At 61.7% G+C, this 18,789-nt stretch carries 18 protein-coding genes; 9 read left to right on the top strand and 9 right to left on the bottom strand.

The features are described from left to right. Window positions 1–53 precede the first annotated feature (53 nt). The 3 genes from ACNQ62_RS14555 to aspS all read left to right on the top strand — a co-directional run bounded on the left by ACNQ62_RS14555 (window position 54) and on the right by aspS (window position 4,626). Window positions 54–1,157 (top strand): endonuclease/exonuclease/phosphatase family protein, encoded by a 1,104-nt coding sequence (locus ACNQ62_RS14555; RefSeq protein ID WP_005851247.1) that lies wholly within the window; start codon window positions 54–56, stop codon window positions 1,155–1,157. Window positions 1,158–1,403: 246 nt separating this feature from the next. Continuing rightward, window positions 1,404–2,582, top strand: a complete 1,179-nt coding sequence (locus tag ACNQ62_RS14560; protein WP_005851249.1) for a type III PLP-dependent enzyme — start codon at window positions 1,404–1,406, stop codon at window positions 2,580–2,582. Between the two features lie 193 nt (window positions 2,583–2,775). Next, on the top strand, window positions 2,776–4,626 hold the full coding sequence (gene aspS / locus ACNQ62_RS14565) for an aspartate--tRNA ligase (RefSeq protein WP_418095142.1): 1,851 nt from the start codon (window positions 2,776–2,778) through the stop codon (window positions 4,624–4,626). Between the two features lie 116 nt (window positions 4,627–4,742). Here the strand turns inward: aspS and ACNQ62_RS14570 are convergent, their stop codons facing one another. Further along, window positions 4,743–4,904 (bottom strand): hypothetical protein, encoded by a 162-nt coding sequence (locus tag ACNQ62_RS14570; RefSeq protein WP_418095143.1) that lies wholly within the window; start codon window positions 4,902–4,904, stop codon window positions 4,743–4,745. Window positions 4,905–5,069: 165 nt separating this feature from the next. Here ACNQ62_RS14570 and ACNQ62_RS14575 point away from each other — a divergent pair, with 165 nt between their 5' ends. Further along, window positions 5,070–5,795 (top strand): GNAT family N-acetyltransferase, encoded by a 726-nt coding sequence (locus tag ACNQ62_RS14575; protein ID WP_132997524.1) that lies wholly within the window; start codon window positions 5,070–5,072, stop codon window positions 5,793–5,795. A gap of 7 nt (window positions 5,796–5,802) precedes the next feature. Here ACNQ62_RS14575 and ACNQ62_RS14580 read toward each other — a convergent pair whose 3' ends face one another. Then, window positions 5,803–6,522, bottom strand: a complete 720-nt coding sequence (locus tag ACNQ62_RS14580) for a response regulator (protein ID WP_005851256.1) — start codon at window positions 6,520–6,522, stop codon at window positions 5,803–5,805. Between the two features lie 134 nt (window positions 6,523–6,656). Here ACNQ62_RS14580 and mce point away from each other — a divergent pair, with 134 nt between their 5' ends. Beyond that, a complete protein-coding gene (gene mce / locus ACNQ62_RS14585; RefSeq protein ID WP_005851258.1) occupies window positions 6,657–7,061 on the top strand; it encodes a methylmalonyl-CoA epimerase in 405 nt (134 codons plus the stop codon). Window positions 7,062–7,063: 2 nt separating this feature from the next. Continuing rightward, window positions 7,064–7,357 carry a DUF1467 family protein gene (locus ACNQ62_RS14590; RefSeq protein ID WP_005851259.1) on the top strand — a complete coding sequence of 98 codons (294 nt, stop codon included), beginning with the start codon at window positions 7,064–7,066 and terminating at the stop codon, window positions 7,355–7,357. On the opposite strand, the gene ACNQ62_RS14595 is transcribed toward ACNQ62_RS14590, so the two are convergent. From ACNQ62_RS14595 to trpS, 4 genes are all read right to left on the bottom strand, one after another. After that, a complete protein-coding gene (locus tag ACNQ62_RS14595; RefSeq protein WP_037964839.1) occupies window positions 7,290–8,024 on the bottom strand; it encodes an EI24 domain-containing protein in 735 nt (244 codons plus the stop codon). The genes ACNQ62_RS14590 and ACNQ62_RS14595 overlap by 68 nt on opposite strands. Further along, window positions 8,015–8,587, bottom strand: coding sequence for a nitroreductase family protein (locus ACNQ62_RS14600; protein ID WP_064216344.1), 573 nt, complete (start codon window positions 8,585–8,587; stop codon window positions 8,015–8,017). Before ACNQ62_RS14600 ends, ACNQ62_RS14595 begins: the two co-directional genes overlap by 10 nt. An 11-nt stretch (window positions 8,588–8,598) precedes the next feature. Next, window positions 8,599–9,705 (bottom strand): class II histone deacetylase, encoded by a 1,107-nt coding sequence (locus tag ACNQ62_RS14605; protein ID WP_418095144.1) that lies wholly within the window; start codon window positions 9,703–9,705, stop codon window positions 8,599–8,601. Between the two features lie 137 nt (window positions 9,706–9,842). After that, window positions 9,843–10,859, bottom strand: coding sequence for a tryptophan--tRNA ligase (gene trpS, locus ACNQ62_RS14610; protein ID WP_064216346.1), 1,017 nt, complete (start codon window positions 10,857–10,859; stop codon window positions 9,843–9,845). 75 nt (window positions 10,860–10,934) lie between these two features. On the opposite strand from trpS, the gene ACNQ62_RS14615 reads away from it, so the two are divergent. Then, a complete protein-coding gene (locus ACNQ62_RS14615) occupies window positions 10,935–11,621 on the top strand; it encodes a rhomboid family intramembrane serine protease (RefSeq protein ID WP_037943134.1) in 687 nt (228 codons plus the stop codon). A gap of 87 nt (window positions 11,622–11,708) precedes the next feature. Here ACNQ62_RS14615 and murJ read toward each other — a convergent pair whose 3' ends face one another. The 3 genes from murJ to ACNQ62_RS14630 form a co-directional block, all read right to left on the bottom strand. Further along, window positions 11,709–13,301: a murein biosynthesis integral membrane protein MurJ gene (gene murJ, locus ACNQ62_RS14620; protein WP_306285426.1), complete on the bottom strand. Its 1,593-nt coding sequence runs from the start codon at window positions 13,299–13,301 to the stop codon at window positions 11,709–11,711. A 108-nt stretch (window positions 13,302–13,409) separates the two neighbouring features. Next, on the bottom strand, window positions 13,410–16,193 hold the full coding sequence (locus tag ACNQ62_RS14625) for a [protein-PII] uridylyltransferase (protein WP_317937590.1): 2,784 nt from the start codon (window positions 16,191–16,193) through the stop codon (window positions 13,410–13,412). 12 nt (window positions 16,194–16,205) lie between these two features. After that, window positions 16,206–17,390: a penicillin-binding protein activator gene (locus ACNQ62_RS14630; RefSeq protein ID WP_418095145.1), complete on the bottom strand. Its 1,185-nt coding sequence runs from the start codon at window positions 17,388–17,390 to the stop codon at window positions 16,206–16,208. 89 nt (window positions 17,391–17,479) lie between these two features. Here ACNQ62_RS14630 and rsmI point away from each other — a divergent pair, with 89 nt between their 5' ends. Both rsmI and ACNQ62_RS14640 read left to right on the top strand, forming a co-directional pair. After that, a complete protein-coding gene (gene rsmI, locus ACNQ62_RS14635) occupies window positions 17,480–18,340 on the top strand; it encodes a 16S rRNA (cytidine(1402)-2'-O)-methyltransferase (RefSeq protein WP_260004764.1) in 861 nt (286 codons plus the stop codon). Between the two features lies 1 nt (window position 18,341). Next, window positions 18,342–18,731 (top strand): YraN family protein, encoded by a 390-nt coding sequence (locus tag ACNQ62_RS14640; RefSeq protein WP_005851276.1) that lies wholly within the window; start codon window positions 18,342–18,344, stop codon window positions 18,729–18,731. Window positions 18,732–18,789: the final 58 nt, after the last annotated feature.

The following is an 18,789-nucleotide window of genomic DNA, read 5'->3' on the forward strand; positions in this document are numbered from 1 at the left end:
CTAGGGGTGCAGGGCAACCGCTCTGCGCCCCTTTTTTGACGTAGGGGGCATGCATGCTGGCGACGATACTACTCGGTCTGTTTTGGGGCGTTGTCGCACTCGTTGCTGCGATCAGCGTGCTTCCCTTTAGCAAGATACCGCACGGCGCGATCCGGGGGATGGCGTTCCCCCGTGAGCAGCTGTTCGTGTTGACCGTCGCGCTGGCTGCCGTGGCGCTGGTGTTTCTTGAGCCCGACCATCGCAACCCGGCGCTGGCGATCCTCGCTGTGATTGCGGCAATCCACACGGGCTACATCCTGAAATTCACGCCGCTCTGGCCGCGCCAATCGGTGGATGCGACCGAGGCACAGGCCGCCGATGCGGAAAACCGTGTCACCATCCTCGCGTCAAACGTGAAACAATCCAATCGCCAGTATCAGCGTCTGATCGACCTGATCCGCACCGAAGACCCCGATATCGCCGCCGCGCTTGAGGTGGACCCGGACTGGGTCGATGCGCTTTATGACGCGCTGAAAGACCAGTACCCGCATTGGGTGAAAGTGCCCAAGGATAACTCCTATGGCGTGGTCATGATGTCCAAGATGGAGCCGTCAGAGACGCAGGTGCGGGACCTGCTGGTTGATGATGTGCCGTCGATCCGGACCAAGGTCGCGATGCCGTCAGGGCGGATGTGGCGTTTGTATATCGTGCACCCCGAACCACCCGTGCCCTATCACGACACCAAAGGCCGCGACGGAGAGATCGCGTTGGTCGGCATCGAAGCCAGCAAGGACGATCTGCCCGCGATCGTGACAGGTGATCTGAACGACGTTGCCTGGTCCACCACCACCCGCCGGTTTCAGCGGCTATCGGGATTGCTGGACCCACGGGTCGGACGTGGGTTCTATAACACGTTTCACGCGGGTATTGCCGTCATGCGCTGGCCCCTTGACCACCTATTCCATGATGCAGAGTTCCGCCTGATCCGTATGTCGCGCTTGCCCAATATCGGGTCCGACCACTTCCCGATCCTGTTCTCGCTTGCCCTGACAGGGGAGCCACAGTCGAATTCCACGCCCGAACAAAGCGACGCCGAAGAGCGCGCGGAGGTGCGGGAAATGGCAGCCGAAGAACGCGAAAAGGACCGCGAAGCCATCGGCACGGATTGGGAAAAATAGCCCCGATCCGTCACCGCTCACCGGTACGCAGCGCTTTGCGTGCCTCCTTGAAAAACGAATTGTCGTATCAAGTATTTTGCCACTTGCGCGAATCTGAAAACAGCGTAAATGCGCGCTTACAGACGCCAACGCACGCGCCTCTGGCCGGTCCGTCTGTCCGCGGATTGACCCCGCGCCTATGCAGCGACGGTAACGTCTCTTGAAACGACATGTTAGGGTACTCCCGCCCTTCCTTGCTCTTTGGAGATGACCATGAACGCCACAGCTACCGCCACCGTGAACACATCCGCAGCATCGAACTATGACGAAGCGGCTGATTACATCTGGAACAACAGCTTCGACAAACCGACTCTCGTCGTCAGCCGCGCCCGTGTGGGTGTTCAATACGACGCGCTGCAAGCCGGTCTGGGCGATGCGCGAATCCACTATGCGGTAAAGGCGAACCCCGCCCCCGAGATCATTCGTATGCTGGTCGAACGCGGCTCGGGCTTTGATGCGGCGTCGCGTCAGGAGATCGAGCTGTGTTTGTCCCAAGGGGCGGATCCTGCGAAAATCTCTTTTGGCAATACCATCAAACGCGGCGTTGATATCGCCTTTGCCCATTCCATCGGGGTGACCATGTTCGCCGCCGACTGCGAGGCAGAGCTCGACAAAATCGCAGAGCACGCCCCCGGCGCGCGCGTCTATATCCGTCTGATCGTCGAGAATTCCATGGCGGACTGGCCGCTGACCCGCAAGTTCGGCTGCGCGGGCTCGCTGCTGCCAAGCCTGCTGGAGTACACCAAATCCGTGGGTCTCGTGCCTTATGGTCTGTCGTTTCACGTCGGGTCGCAAACCCGTCGCGCCGAATACTGGCACCCCGTTCTGGATCAGGTCGCCCCGCTGTGGCACGCCGCGAAAGAAGCAGGGCACGACCTGCAACTGCTGAACATCGGCGGCGGTTTTCCTGCCTATCACGGTGATCCGGTGGATGCGCCGCGCGGCTATGCCGCCGCAGTCGTTGCCGCTGTCAAAGAACGCTTTGGCGAGATTCCGGTCCTGATGGCAGAGCCGGGCCGCGGCATGGTCGCAGAGGCAGGGCATATCGCGGCCGAAGTGTTGCTGGTGTCGCGCAAATCGGCAGAGGCGGCGCGCCGTTGGGTGTATCTGGATATCGGGCGTTTTTCCGGTCTGGCCGAAACCGAGGGCGAGGCGATCCGCTATCAGTTTGTGACCCCGCATGACGGCAAGCCCGTCGGCCCCTGTGTGCTTGCTGGCCCGTCCTGCGACAGTGCCGATGTGCTTTATGAAAAAAATCCGGTTGACCTTCCACTTGACCTAAGGGACGGTGACAAAGTCATGATCAAGAACTGCGGCGCTTACACAAGCTCGTACAGTTCGGTCGGCTTTAACGGGTTTCCGCCGCTTGATGTACTGGTCCTGTAAGAGGATCATCAACGTCGCGCGGGAAGGGCCGTCTGCTTTGGGAGGAGCAGGCGGCCCATCTATTTTCAGCGCTATGGTTTAACGCGGGGGTTTTACCCGCGGTTTGTGCCGTTTTTACGGGAAACTCTTGACTTCCGCGGCCCCAAACGGTGTACCTGCCCCGAACAATTCTAGCCCTCGAAAGGGACCCGTCATGCACGCATATCGCAGCCATACATGCGCCGATCTGAGCAAGGAAAACGTTGGCGACAAGGTTCGCCTGTCCGGGTGGGTGCACCGTGTGCGCGACCACGGTGGTATCCTGTTTATCGACCTGCGCGACCATTACGGCATGACCCAAGTGCTGTGCGACCCTGATTCCCCCGTCTTTGCCGAGGTGGAGAAGGTGCGGTCCGAATGGTGTATCCGCATCGATGGCGAGGTAAAGGCCCGCGACGCCGATCTGGTCAACACCAAGATCCCCACCGGCGAGATCGAAGTTTTCGTGCGCGACATCGAAGTGCTGGGGCCGGCGAAAGAACTGCCTTTGCAGGTCTTTGGCGATCAGGAATATCCCGAGGAAACCCGCCTACGCTATCGCTACCTCGATCTGCGTCGCGAAAAAATGCAGGACAACATGGTGCTGCGGTCCGACGTTGTGTCGTCGATCCGCAAGCGCATGTGGGACCAGAACTTCAAAGAATTCCAGACGCCGATCATCACCGCGTCTTCCCCCGAAGGCGCGCGCGACTTCCTCGTGCCGTCGCGTCTGCACCCGGGCAAGTTCTACGCTTTGCCGCAGGCCCCGCAGCAGTTCAAACAGCTGCTGATGGTGTCCGGTTTTGACAAGTATTTCCAGATCGCGCCGTGTTTCCGCGACGAAGATCCGCGCGCTGACCGGTCGCCCACCGATTTCTACCAGCTCGACCTCGAGATGTCGTTTGTCGAACAGCAAGACGTGTTCGACACCATCCAGCCCGTGCTGACTGGCATTTTCGAAGAATTCGGCGGCGGCAAGGCTGTGGATAAGGAATGGCCGCAAATCTCTTATAAAGATGCGGCGCTGTGGTATGGCTCTGACAAGCCCGACCTGCGCAACCCGATCAAGATGCAGGTCGTGTCCGACCATTTCCGCGACTCCGGCTTTGCGATCTTCGCGAAACTGCTGGAACAGGAAGGCACCGAAATCCGCGCCATTCCCGCGCCCACAGGCGGCAGCCGCAAGTTCTGCGACCGCATGAACGCCTTTGCGCAAAAAGAAGGGCTGCCCGGCATGGGCTATATCTTCTGGCGCGAGAAAACCGCCGACAGCGTGGCACAGGAACTGGGCATCACGGTGAAAGAAGCCCAAGCCAAGCTGAAAGCCGGTGAGGTCGAAGGTGGCATGGAAGCAGCGGGCCCGCTGGCCAAGAACATCGGGCCAGAGCGTACCGAGGCGATCCGCCAGCAATTGGGTCTGGACGTGGGCGATGCGGCGTTCTTCCTTGGCGGCAAGCCCAAGTCCTTCGAAGGTGTCGCGGGCCGTGCCCGTAACGTTATCGGTGCCGAATTGGGTCTGACGGACGAAAACCGTTTCGCCTTTGCCTGGATCGTCGATTTCCCGATCTACGAGAAAGACGAAGAAACCGGCAAGATCGACTTTGAACACAACCCGTTCTCCATGCCGCAGGGCGGGATGGACGCGCTGATGGGCGACCCGCTTGAAGTGCTTGGCTATCAGTATGACCTTGCGTGCAACGGCTACGAACTGGTGTCTGGCGCCATCCGGAACCACAAGCCCGAGATCATGTTCAAGGCGTTCGAGATCGCAGGCTATGGCAAGGACGAAGTCGAAAAGCGGTTCGGCGGCATGGTGAACGCGTTCCAATACGGTGCCCCGCCCCACGGTGGGTGTGCGGCCGGTATCGACCGGATCGTCATGTTGCTGGCGGAAGAGGCGAACATCCGCGAGGTGATCCTCTTCCCGATGAACCAGCGCGCCGAAGACCTGATGATGAACGCGCCAAGCGAACCACAGTCGGATCAGTTGATGGAGCTGGGTCTGCGGGTCATCCCGCAGGACTAAGCCCTGCAACATACCCATAGAAAAGCCCGTCTTGGATATTCCAAAGGCGGGCTTTTTCGTTTGAATCTCGTGGTGTCGGGGTGGCGGTCTATGTCATGCCGGCCTGCGCCCAAAGGTCAGAAACCGGCGTGCGCAACCTCTACCACGGCCTGCGCGCCAAAGTCGCGCGCATGGGCAAAAGCCAGTGCCACGATCGCCACACCCACCACATTTGCCGCAAAGACGGTCCAGTCGAAACTGGTTTCCTTGGCGTAGATGCGGCGCAGTTTGGTGAACATGATGTGCCCCTTGGGATGGGTGACGTGGGTGGGTTGGTGGTTGCGGATGCCATCAGCCTCGCAGGCGTTTGTGGCAAAAACAGGACCTTTCTGCGCTCCAGATTGGGTGATGTCATATGACATTCGGGTCTTGGCGCTGACAGCGCTTGGCCTTAACGTAAGCGCATGAAACAAGATGACCAGCCCCCCGGCCCACTTGGTGCCCCTGTTGCAGATTTTTCCGTCCCGCCGCGCCCGCCGCGGACGGTGATGACGGGCCGCTACGCCCAGCTTGAACCGCTGAACGCCGAGGCCCACGCCGCCCTGCTGTTCCGCGCTTTTGAAGGTCAGGATCAACTGTGGCATTATATGTATGACGGGCCGTTCTCATCCTCTGCCCAGTTTCACCGCTGGGTGCGCGAGGTCGAAACCAAAGACGACCCGCTTTTCTATGCGATCAAGAACCTAGAGACAGGGCATATCGAAGGGGTGGCAAGCTATCTGCGCATCGCGCCAGAGGCCGGATCGATAGAGGTCGGGTCAATCACCTTTGGGCCGGCGTTGCAGCGCACGCGGGCGGCGACGGATGCCATGTATTTGATGATGAAATGGGCGTTCGAGGCGGGATACCGTCGGTATGAATGGAAGTGTAACGCGCTGAACATGCCGTCGCGCCGTGCCGCGCAACGCTTGGGCTTCAGCTACGAAGGCATCTTTCGACAGGCGGCTGTCGTTAAGGGCCGCAACCGCGATACGGCTTGGTTTGCGGCGATTGACGCCGAATGGCCGGGCCTGCGCGAAGCCTTCGAGGCGTGGCTTTCCCCTGCAAACTTTGACGCAGAGGGCAAGCAGCGCGAACGGTTGGGCGACCTGACCAGCCTCGTGCGGGTGTCCAGTGACCCGCTGACGTGACCCGCGACTATATCGCGATCTGCCGCATCAGGCGTTGGCGCAAGACCGACCGGATCACCCGTTGTTCTTCTATCGCCGGCAGGCCCAAGGTACTGCGTGCTGCCAGCGCTGTCGCCGCCTGTTCCAGTGCTGCGTCCCGCGCACTGCGCGCCACGCCGGTCAGAAACTGCGCGACATATTCCAGCGTCTGAGGCGTACAGGGGCCGGACAGAACGTCATCCATATGCGCCATGTCATCCTGCAACGCGATAGTGTCGGGTGTGATCGTTTCATCGGCAAGCACGGATAGCCCCAGCGGACGGTGATGCTGGGGCAGGGCGGCCAGCACGACCTGTTGAAACTGTGACAAAGACTGCAACGGTTTGCTCATGAAACGGTCTGCCCCTGCGGCCAGCGCATCCGCCGCCAGGTGGGTGTCCCCCGAAATCGCCAGTAGCGCATCCACGCGGGGCTGCGATTGTGCCAGTTCCGCAATCAGATCAATGCCGTTTCCGTCTGGTAACCCCAGATCGGCAATCACGATCGACGGGCGGTAGACCTGCAAATGCCGCCGCGCCGCGCGCAGGCTGTCGGCCCGTCTGATCCGCGCGCCAGAGCGGAGACAGAGCAGGCGCATCGCCTCGCAGGCAAAGCGGCTGTCTTCGATCACCAGAACGGTAAGGCCCAAAAGCGGGCGGTCGGCCGTGGGGGCGGGCAGGCTTTGGGCCTGATGTTCAAGCGTATCCATGATTCCTCCGTTATGCTTTGTGGGTGACCTATGGTTAGGCGCGCTTCGCTAATACGGTGTTAACGTGACGCATTGCTCTTGCGGCAGCGGCAGCCCATAAACCGGGTCAAATGTTGATTTGAGGGAGAAGAATGATGATCGGTCGCCTAAACCACGTAGCCATCGCCGTGCCGGACCTTGAGGCCGCTGCGGATCAATACCGCAACGCTTTGGGTGCGAATGTCGGTCCTGCGCAGGACGAACCCGACCACGGCGTCACCGTGATCTTTATCGAACTGCCCAATACCAAGATCGAACTGCTTTACCCGCTGGGGGACGATAGCCCGATCAACGGTTTTCTGGAAAAGAACCCCGCCGGTGGCATCCACCACATCTGCTATGAGGTCGAAGACATCATCGCGGCGCGGGATCGCCTGAAGGAAAGCGGCGCGCGTGTTCTGGGGAACGGAGAGCCCAAGATCGGTGCCCACGGCAAGCCGGTGATTTTCCTGCACCCCAAAGACTTTAACGGCGCGCTGGTCGAGCTGGAGCAGGTGTAACCATGGCCGTCATGTCAGGTATCGTTCTGTTCACCGTGATCTGGTCGATGGTCTTTATGATCCTGCTGCCAGTACGGGTGCAGACCCAGGGGGATCTGGGCCAGATCGTCGAGGGCACTCACGCGGGGGCCCCCGAACATCACCATCTTAAAAAGAAAGCGCTGTGGACGACCGCTGTGTCGATCGTGCTTTGGGCGATCATCGCGGGGATCATCCTGTCGGGCTGGTTCACCGTGGCGGATGTGGAGCAGTGGCTCCACGGGGCGCCGACACCAATTGGTGGAACAAATGGGTAAAGGTCGCCGCCCCTAGGATCGGAATCACCAGATTCAGCAGCGGCACCGACAGGGGAATCGCCATCAACACGCCGGCGGCCCAGATTGTAAGGCCATGTTTCCCGCGCAGACGCTTTGCCTCGGTCCGGCCCACCCGCCGGATCGCGGCAAGCGTGAAATACTCGCGCCCCAGCAAGAAACCGTTCACGCTCCAGAAGATCAGGGGCGCGAAGGGGGCGAACATCAGGTACAGCACCAACGCCACGACGTTCACGCCGATCAGCACCCCCATGAAGTTCACCGTATCGCGCAGCGCATCGCCAAAGGGCACGGGGGTGGCGGGGGGCAGATGGGGGTAGTGTTCGGCCTCTACCGCGTCGGCCACATCATCCAGAAACATCGACGTAATGGCCGAGGCGACGGGCACCATCAGGAACACCGACAGCACCATCAGCAGCAGCGCTGCCCCCCAGCTGAACAGATCGTCAAGCCACGAAACCTCGCCCAGGACGGGCAGCCAGTTGTCCTCTCCGGTCAGCCAGTCGATCAGCCAGACAAAGCCCGCAGACGCACCGACGAGCAGCAGCAACGCCAAGCCGACACCCAGCAGCAGCACGCGGCGAAAGCTTGGATCGCCAACCTGTCCAACGGCCAGCCCGAAGGCGCGAAAAATCTGTGCTATTGCCATGTGGTGATCGCCGTGATGTCGGGGCGCCCGCGCTCTGGCGGGGCGGAGGTTTCGGTGCCGATATGGATAATGCCGGCGATGCGTTCATGTTCCGCGAGGTCGAAAGCCTCGGTCATGAAGGCGCGGTCGTGGCTGACCCAACCGCTTAGCCAGTTCGCGCCCCAGCCAGAGGCGAGCGCGGCATTGACCAGCGAAAGGCAGACCCCGCCCACGGCATAGGTCTGTTCCAACGGCGGGATCTTGGGCGAGGGTTTCTGCACCTCGACCACCACAACCGCCAGATCGCCCTGATCAAATTGCCCGCGGCCCTTCTGGATCTGCTCGGCGTCGAGCGCCAGGGCGGTGCCGCGTGCCTCGGCGATGTCGGCCAGACGCGCCATCGCAGGCTTTTCGATCACGATAAAACGCCACGGCTCCAGCATCCCGTGATCCGGCGCGCGCGAGGCCACGGTCAACAGCTCGGTCAGCGTGTCGCGGTCGGGGACCGGTGTGGTCAGGGTCTTGGCGGGGCGCGAACGGCGGGTTTGCAGGAAATGCAGCGCGTCGGGATTGGGTGTCGGCATCGGGGTCTCTCTTATAGGTTCAGCTCTTGCGCCATGTCGTCAATGGACGCGCGCAGGAAAGCGTCGAATGCGGGGCTTGGCTGGCGGATGCGAAAGTTCTTCGCATGGGGATCTGGCGCTGTGATGTCACTGTCTGCGAGGGCTGCAATGGTGGCGTGGCCACAGAAGGGAACATAGGCCTCTGAATAGCCGCCTTCATGGACGAGCACCAGCTTGCCGCCGCAAAGTTTTTGCGCCGCGGCTTTGATACGCTGTGTCATCTCGGCAAAGGTTTCCGCTGTGGCCTGCATGCGCGCCAGCGGATCCACGATAGAGGCATCGAAACCGCAGGCGACGATGATCATATCGGGCTGATACGCGTCGAGCGCGGGGAGCACCACGCGATCGAGCGCATGCAGATAGGCCGTATGCCCCGACCCCGCATGCATCGGCAGATTGATATTGTAACCGGCTCCCGCGCCGTCGCCCCGATCCGCCAGCGCGCCAGTATCAAGCGGGTAATTCCCTTCTTGATGAAGCGAGATCGTCAGCACGTCGTCGCGGTCATAAAAGATCGCCTCGGTGCCATTGCCGTGGTGCACATCCCAGTCCAGCACGGCAACGCGGCGCACCAGTCCCTTGGCCTTTGCTGCCTCGATCGCGATGGCGATATTGGCGAGCAGGCAGAAGCCGTTGGGGAAATCAGGCAGCGCATGGTGCCCCGGTGGACGGCTGAGCGCATAGGCATTGTCGAGGTCACCTTGGGCGACGGCCTCTACCGCGGCGATGGAGAGGCCCGCGGACAGCGCCGCAATCTCGAACCCGCCCGCGGCGAAGGGGGTGCGCAACCCCAGCTCTCCACCGCCCGCGTCGGAAAGGCGCTTGAAGTCGTCGAGATAGGCAGCCGGATGGACGCGCAGCAGATCGTCGCGGGTGGCAGGTGCTGCGCTGCGCACGTCGAGTTCGGCCATCAGGCCGGTGACCTCCATCAGATTGCGCAGGCGGCGTTTGGTCTCGGGGTTTTCCGGCAGGCCGCCCGCGGCCAGCGGCTGCACCAAGCCGCCCACGGGCATGGTAAAGGCATAGTTGCCACCTGCGTGCCAAAAGCAGCGTTCATCCATGAAAAAACCGGTGGTCATCGTCTATCCCCTTCGTGGTTCGGGCGAAGGCTGGCAAAACGCTAAAGGATTGTCCATGGGGGCAAGGCCCGCAGCCTTGGTGCTGCGGGGGGACCTGTGGAGTGAGTATTTGGGAAAGGGTGAAGGGGCGGGCTGGTTTAGCCCACCATGCCCACAATCTCGTAGGTTTTCTTGAGGATCGGCGCGGTGATCTCGCGCGCTTGGGTGGCACCGTGGGCCAGAATGCGGTCGATCTCTGCCTCGTCGGCCATCAGCTCTGCCATGCGGGTGCTGATCGGGGCCATTTTGGCGACGGCGAGTTCAGCCAGTTTGGGTTTGAAGGTGCCGAACTGCTGGCCGCCCACATCGGCCAGAACCTGTTCAACGGTCTGGTCGTTCAGCGCGGCAAAGATATTCACCAGATTGCGCGCCTCTGGCCGGTCCTTGAGGCCGTCCACTTCGGAGGGGAGCGCATCGGCGTCGGTCTTGGCCTTGCGGATTTTCTTGGCGATGGTGTCGGCATTGTCGGTCAGGTTGATACGGCTGGCGTCGGAAGGGTCGGATTTCGACATCTTCTTGGAGCCGTCGCGCAGGGACATGACGCGGGTCGCAGCCCCTTCGATCACCGGTTCGGTCAACGGGAAGAAATCGACGCCGTAGTCATGGTTGAACTTGGCCGCGATGTCGCGGGTCAGTTCAAGGTGCTGTTTCTGGTCCTCGCCCACGGGCACATGGGTCGCGTGATAGATCAGGATGTCGGCGGCCATCAGCGCGGGATAGGCAAAGAGCCCCAGCGAGGCAGCTTCGGCGTTCTTGCCGGCCTTGTCCTTCCACTGGGTCATGCGGCCCATCCAGCCCATACGCGCCACGCAGTTGAAGACCCAGGCCAGTTGCGCGTGTTCGGGTACCTGGCTTTGGTTGATCAGGATGGATTTATCGGGGTCGATGCCCGACGCGATGAAACCTGCGCAAAGCTCGCGCGTGCTGCGCTTGAGGTCTGCAGGGTCCTGCCAGACGGTGATCGCGTGCAGATCGACCATGCAGTAGATCGACTGCACCCCCTTGTCCTGCGCATCGGCGAAACGTTTGAGCGCGCCCAGGTAGTTTCCAAGATGCAAATCGCCCGACGGCTGGATGCCGGAAAACACACGCGGGGTGAAAGAGGTGTCGGTCATTGGATGCTCCGATAAGGCTGGAAACTACGGCCAGATGGGCTTACCCATGCGCACCATGCCCGTCAAGGAGGCCCTATGGAAGACCCAGATTTTCACCCCCCCGTGAACCCGATGCCCGCAACCGTCACGCTGCTTTTTCTGGCGCTGGCGGGGATAGAGGTCGTGCTGTCGCTGGCCGAGGCCGGGATCATCGGTGGCCCTGCTGCTGTGGGCTGGCGTCTGGCCTTGATCCGCGACTTCGGATTTTCGGGCGATGTCTTCGACTGGATGGTCGCCAACATGCAGTTCCCCCTGCGCGACCTGTCGCGGGTGGTGAGCTATAGTTTCATCCATCTGGGGTTCACCCATGCGATCTTTGCCTGCGTGCTGTTGCTGGCGCTTGGCAAGATGGTGGCGGAGGCGATGGGGCAGGTGGCGTTTCTGGCGATCTTCTTTGTGTCGGGCATTTTCGGGGCGGTGGTCTATGCGCTGGTGCTGGATGATCCGGTCTGGCTGGTCGGTGCCTATCCGTCGGTTTATGGGCTGATCGGCGGCTATTCCTTTGTCATGTGGCGCAAGCTGGCGGGGCAAGGGGAACAGCAGTACCGCGCGTTTTCGCTGATTGCCGTGCTGATGGGGTTGCAACTGATCTGGGGCGTGTTCTTTGACGCGGGCACCCAGTGGGTGGCGGAGCTTTTGGGCTTTGCCTGTGGTTTCGCGCTGAGCTTTGTTTTTGCGCCGGGCGAATGGGGCAGGCTGCGGGAGCGTATTCGGCATCGGTGAGGCTTGCAGGCGGGACAGGCAGGCGTGACAGGCAGGGGGCCAGCCCCCTGACCCCCGGGATTTAATGCCATTTAGAAGTGGGGCGGGTTAGCCGCGTTTTAGGGCGCGTTTGAATTCGGCCAGTTTGAACGCACCGATGAGCTGGCCGGTGCCGAAGTAGCTGACGGCCGCCAGGGCAATGAGGATCACCAGGGCGACCCCGCGCCACCAGGCTTCGGCGAGCAGGGGTTGCAGGGCCAGGTTGCCGATCCAGAGCGCGCCGCCCATGACCGCCGCCGCCGCCATGATGCGCCAGATGCGTTTGTGAAAACGCGCGTCAAATTTCGCGGCCAACCCGAAGCCACGTGCGCCATAGGCCAGCAAGGCAAACATCGCCCACCCCGCCAATGTCGTTGCGATGGCAGGGGCTATCCAGCCGATCACGGGGCTGAGGCCGACGGCCAGTACCACGTTCACCACCATTGCCACCACTGCAAAGTAGAAGGGGCGGCGGGTGTCTTCACGCGCGTAGTAAAGCGGTTGCAGGATCTTTTGCAGCACGAAGGCCGGCAGGCCGAGCCCGTAGATCGCCACCGCAATGGCGATGGCCGCGGCGTCATCTGTGGTTGTGGCCCCGCGTTGGAACAGCACCGTGGCCAGCGTGAAGGGGATCACCATCAACGCAACCGCCGAAGGGATGGTCAGCGCCAGCGACACCTCGGCGGCGCGGCTGATCTGGGTGTGCGATCCGTGTTCGTCTCCGGCCTTGAGCCGTCGTGACAGGTCGGGCAGCAGCACCACGCCAATCGCGATCCCCACCACGCCCAAGGGCAGTTGGTAGAGGCGGTCTGCGTAATTGAGCCAGGCCACGGCCCCTTCGTAGAAGCTGGCGACCTGACGGCCGACCAGTAGGTTGATCTGCATAACTCCGCCTGCCAAGGCCGCAGGGGCGGCGATGATGGCGAGGCGTTTCAGCTCGGGCGTCAGGCGGGGGCGACGGCCGAAGGTCAGTGTGAAGCCCGCGCGTTTCGCGGCCCACCAGACCAGCGCCAGTTGCGCGATCCCCGCCAGCGGGACAGACAGCGCCAGCGTGTCGCCGATCTGCAGGCCAAGGGCCTTGTCGATTCCCATGCCGATCGCCTCTGATCCGTCGCGGCCAAGGGCGGCCCCGATCAGGACGGCGAGGATGAAGATGACGTTCAACACCACAGGAGCTGCCGCCGCTGCCATGAAGCGGCCCGTGGCGTTCAGCACGCCCGATACAAGTGCGGCGAGGGAGATGAACAGGATATAGGGGAAGGCCAGACGCCCGTATTCGACCGCTAGATCGAAGCGTTCGTCCCCCGCAAAGCCCGAGGCCATCAGCAGCACCAGCCCCGGCATCGCGACGATCCCGATGATGGTGAACAGCGTCAGGATGAACGCCATGCCGACGAAAGCATCCTGCGCGAACTTCTCCGGATCATCGCCGCTTTCGAGCTTTTTCGAGAACATCGGCACAAAGGCCATGTTGAACGCACCCTCGGCAAAGAAGCGGCGGAACATGTTGGGCAGGGAAAAGGCGACCAGAAACGCTTCGGCGGCGGGGCCGGAGCCAAGGTAGCCCGCGATCATCACATCGCGCACGAACCCCATGACCCTGCTGAGGAGGGTCCAGATCCCGACGGTGAAGAAGCCGGACATAAGGCGGATAGGTTTCATGGTGGTGCTGCCCCGTAACTGCGGTGCAAATGGCCTAGCCGTTGGCGCCGCACTGCGCAATCAGGGAAATGCGAACACAGCCGTCATGCCCGCGCGAAAGCGCCGATGTCAGTCCTGCGCCCGCGCAACACCGTCGATGATCGCCGCACGCAACCGTTTCTCGAGCGTCTTTTGTTTGCTTTCAGTATAGTATTTCAGCCCGAACATATCCTTGACGTAGAAGGTATCGACCACCTGTTCGCCATAGGTCGCGATCACCGCATTGGCGATATAGACGTTGGATTCAGACAGCGACCGCGTGAGGTCATAGAGCAGGCCGGGGCGGTCGCGGGTATCCACCTCGATAATCGTGTAGATCTCGGAGCCTTCGTTATCAAAGGTGATATGCGTGGGCACCTTGAACACTTTCTCGCGCTTTTTCACCTTGTCGCGGGATTTCAGCGCATCGCGGGCCAGAATTTCACCCTTGAGCGTCTTGGAGATCATCTGCCGCAGCCGTGGCAGGCGCGAGACGTCGTAGGGGTTGCCCTCGGCGTCCTGGATCCAGAACGCATCGGTCACCCAGCCGTCCTTGGTGGTATAGCTGCGGGCATCGACGACATTGGCCCCGACCAGCGCCAGCGCACCGGCGAGCCGTGCAAAGATGCCCGGGTGGTCAGCCATGACAAAGCAGGCGCGGGTGGCGTCGCGGTCATCGTCAGGGTGCAGATCAATGCGGATTTCACCGTCCTGAATATCGCGGAGCTGTTCGGCGAATACCACCTGCGATGCCGTATGAAGCCCCTGCCAATAGGGCGGGTAGTGGCGTGCGGTCTCGGCCTGAAGATCCTTGCGCGGCCAATGGGCAAGGGCCGCACGCAGGGCCTTTTTGGCCCCCGCGCCGCGGTTCTCGCGGTTGAGGTCTTCGAGCCCGGTTTCAAGCGCGCGTTTGGTTTGCCGGTAGAGCCCGCGGATCAGCACGGCTTTCCAGTTGTTCCATGTGTTCGGGCCGACGCCGCGGATATCGCAGACGGTCAGCACACACAGCAGATCAAGCCGTTTGACGGTCTGCACCGCCTTGGCAAAGTCCCGCACGGTGCGCGGATCGGAAATATCGCGTTTTTGCGCCATATCCGACATCAGCAGGTGGTAGCGCACCAGCCATTCGACCGTGTCGACCTCGGCCTTGTTGAGGCCCAGACGGGGCGCGATCTTGCGGGCCATTTGGGCTCCGAGGATCGAATGGTCTTCGGGGCGGCCTTTGGCGATATCATGCAGCAAGAGAGCCACATATAGCACCTTGCGGTTCACCCCACGTTGCAGGATCGACGAGGCGACGGGCAGGTCTTCTTCCAGCTCGCCCTTCTCGATCAGGGCAAGGTTTGTGATGCACTGGATCGTATGCTCGTCCACCGTATAGCTGTGGTACATGTTGAACTGCATCATCGCCACGATGGGTTCAAACTCGGGGATGAAGGCCGACAGCACGCCCAGTTCGTTCATCCGGCGCAGGCCGCGTTCGGGGTTGCCGTGTTTCAGCATCAGATCAAGGAAGATCCGCCGCGCTTCGGGCGTGTTGCGCATGTCGTCGTCGATCAGGGCGAGGTTCGCTTTGACCAGACGCATCGCATCGGGGTGGATCAACATGCCGGTGCGCAATGCCTCTTCGAAGATGCGCAGCAGGTTCAGCTTGTCGCTGATGAACGCCTTGCCATCGGTGACGGCCAGCCGCCCGCCCACGACCTCATAGCCGTCCCGCAGCTTGGGGCGACGGCGAAAGATACGTTCGAGCAGGGGTTCGGCCTTGACGTGCAAGGCTTCGAGCTTGGTGAGGAAGATGCGCGTCAGCTCGCCCACTTCGGTGGCGTGGCGGAAATAGGCCTGCATGAACACCTCGACCCCGCGGCGGCCCCGCGTGTCGCGGTATCCCATCGCCTCGGCCACGGCGACCTGCATGTCAAAGGTCAACTGTTCGGTCGCGCGTCCTGAAATGAGGTGCAGGTGTCCGCGTACCGCCCAAAGAAAATTCTCGGCCGCGACGAAGGTCTTGAATTCTTCCTCTAGAAACACGCCGCGGTCGACAAGATCGGCGGCATGTTCGACGCTGTAGATATGTTTGGCGATCCAGAACAACGATTGCAGATCGCGCAAGCCGCCCTTGGCCTCTTTGACATTGGGTTCGACCACATAACGTAAACCCTGCTTGCGGTGCCGCGCGTCGCGTTCCTCCAGCTTGGCTTCGATAAAGCTGCGACCGGTGCCTGCAAAAAGATCGGTCTTGAGCGTTTCATCCAAATCCTGCGCCAAAGCCACATCGGCGGCGATAAAGCGGTGCTCCAGCAGGGCTGTCTGGATCGTAAAATCCTCGCGGCCAAGGGTCACGCAGTCGCGGATGGTGCGGGTGGAATGGCCGACCTTCAACTTGAGATCCCATAGCATGTAGAGCATGGATTCGATCAGGTTTTCAGTGCGCTGGCTGGGCGTCTGGGGGATGAGGAACAGTAGGTCCACATCGGAATAGGGGGCCATCTCTCCGCGGCCATACCCGCCGACGCCGATCACGGCGAGCCGGTCGTTCGGGCCAAGCGTGTCAACCGGGTGGAGCCGTTGTCCGGCGATCTGCAGGGTCGTGCGGACAAGCTGATCGGTGAGGTAGCAATAGGCCGACGTCATGGGGCGCGCGTTGAACGGTGACGCCGCAAAGGCGCGGGCGATTTCGGCACGCCCGTTCTTTTGCGCGTCTTGCAGAACGGCGACGGCGGCGGCCTGTATCTCTGCCGGATCGGTCAAACCGTCCAGCACGTCCTTGAGCGCGGCGGAAACAGCCGCTTCGTCAAAGATGCGTTTGGGGGTGCTGATCAGGTGACGCGCGGTGGCCTCACCTGATTCTGCTGGTGCAACAAGGGGTTTCACAAAAGGCGTCCCTTAGAAACCGGCCCCGCCAAAGGCTTGGGGGGCAGGGCTGATGATGACGACCTGCTGGTTGCGGATCGTGGCAACGGCAAGGCCGCGTTCGGCGGTGCCGTCCGCCTTGAGGCGGAACACGCCGCTCGCCCCGCGGAAGCCCGCGCCTTGGGTCAGACGTGCCGCGGACAACGCGTCGGATTTGCCGGATTTCGCCAAGGCCCCCACGGCTGCGATCCCGTCAAAGGCCAGACCTGCGATCGGGCCCGGTGTGTCGCCATAGGCTGCGGCATAGCGCTGCGAAAATGCGGTTGTCGCACCGGGATCGGGCAGGGCGAACCAGCCACCTTGCACGCCGGGCAGGGCCAGCGTTTGGGGCGGGATGTCCCAGCGGGTCAGACCGATGTACTGCGTGGTGGCACCGCTGATCCCTGCCTCTGGCAGCATCTGTGCGAAGAGCGGCAGGGCACTGGCCGAGGATGTTGTCAGGAAGATCGCATTCGCCCCGTTGCTTTCTACGGCAGCTTTCACGCGCGGCACGGCAGACATTACGGCTTCTTGGCTCAGCGCGTAATCAACCGTACCGGCAGAGGTCGCCCCGTTTGCGGCAATCGCCTTGAGGATGGCATCGCGGCCCAGCTGACCGGCCAGATCCTGACCGTGCAGTACGAGGATCTTGTCTTTTCCGTTGCTCTTGGCGTAGCGGACCAGACGGTTGGAGGTGTCGTTAAAGTTCTGACCCAGCACAAAGACATTGCCGCCCGCGATGCTGGGGTTGTTCGAGAAGGACAGGACATTCACGCCCTGCGCGGCAACCGCGTTACCCGCCGCATTTGCGGCCTCGCCATAAAGCGGCCCCAGAATGATCTGAGCCCCGTCGGTGACAGCCTGCGCCGCCGCGGTGCCCGCAGTGCCAGCATTGCCGCCCGTGCCATAGACCCGCAGGTCAATCTGCACGCCGCCCAGATCGCGGATCGCCAGACGCGCGGCGTTCTCAAGCTCTTGCGCCAGCTGGTTATCTGCCGCCGAACCGCCACGCGGGATCAGCAAGGCCACCGGAATAGGTTTGCTCGAGTCGACTTTGGGGCCCTTGGACCCGTTCATATTGGTCAGCGCCACAGGTTCACAGGCGGCAAGCGCCAATGCGATCAGTGGCAGGATCAAAAGCCGCAGTGGCTTGCGAAGGATGTTGAAAACAGCGATCATAACAGTGTCACTCCATTGGTGGCAGGTCGGCGGCGATGGCCCCGGGGACATATGCACTGATCATAGAGGGTGCGAAAGGCGGGTCCAGCTTGAATTACCAAAAGATTCCCCTTGCGGCGGGGCTTTACTTTGTCGGGGTGCCGATCGGCTCTGCCCGCGACATAACCTTGCGGGCGCTCGACGTGCTGGCCTCGGCTGATGTGCTGGCGGCGGAAGACACGCGGAGCCTGCGTAAGTTGATGGATATCCATGGGGTGCCTCTCAACGGGCGGCAGATTGTGGCGCTGCACGACCATTCGGGCAGTGGCGTGCAGGACAAGCTTGTCGCCGCGATCCGCGATGGGCAATCCGTCGCCTATGCCTCTGAGGCTGGCATGCCGCTGATCGCGGATCCGGGGTTCGAACTGTCCCGCGGTGTCGGCGAGGCAGGGCTCATGCTGACCTGCGCCCCGGGCCCCTCGGCGGTGCTGACCGCGCTGGCTTTGGCAGGGCTGCCGACGGATGCCTTCTTTTTCGCAGGGTTCCTGCCCAATGCGAAAGGCGCACGGCTCACGGCGCTGCAAAAGTTGAAAGAGGTCCAAGGCACGCTGGTTTTCTACGAATCACCCAAGCGGGTGGGGGCGATGCTGCGCGATGCCGCACAGGCGCTGGGCGCGGAACGTCCGGCGGCTGTCTGTCGCGAGCTGACCAAGAAGTTCGAGGAAATTCAGCGCGGTACCCTGGATGAGTTGACCGAACACTACAGCGGTAAAGCCCCGAAGGGCGAGATTGTTGTGCTGATCGATCGCGGGCGTTTACCGGCTGTTAGCGAAAGTGATCTAACCTCTGACCTTGCGAACGCATTGGAAACGAATTCGATGCGCGATGCCGTCGATATGGTGGCGCAGGCATATGATGTGCCGCGCCGACAGGTGTATCAGGCGGCATTGGAACTGGGGAAAGAAACCTAAGATGACCGACACACTGACGACATTGGCGAAATCCGTTCAAGGCGCTGTTTCCTATCACGCAGGTCGTGCGGCTGAACTGCAGGTCTCGGATGACTACCGCCGCCGCGGCTTTGATCTGGCACACGAACGGTGGCGCGGTAAGGCAGGCGAAATTGATCTGATCATGCGCGACGGCGACGGGATCGTCTTTGTCGAAGTGAAGAAAAGCAAAAGCCATGACAGCGCCCTGCAGCGTCTGAACCGGAAACAGATGCGCCGTATCTATCGATCCGCCGAAGAATTCATTGGCGGCGAACCCAAAGGCGCGCTGACGGATGTGCGGTTTGACGTGGCGTTGGTCGATCAGACCGGTGACCTGCGTATCCTTGAAAACGCCTTCGGGCACGACTGACCCATTGCACCCCACGCCCTGCTGCGCCATCTAGAAAGGAACAACAGGGAGACCCCTT

Origin of the sequence: Sulfitobacter sp. SBS6 (assembly GCF_048285585.1) — a bacterium.
GTDB lineage: Bacteria > Pseudomonadota > Alphaproteobacteria > Rhodobacterales > Rhodobacteraceae > Sulfitobacter > Sulfitobacter pontiacus.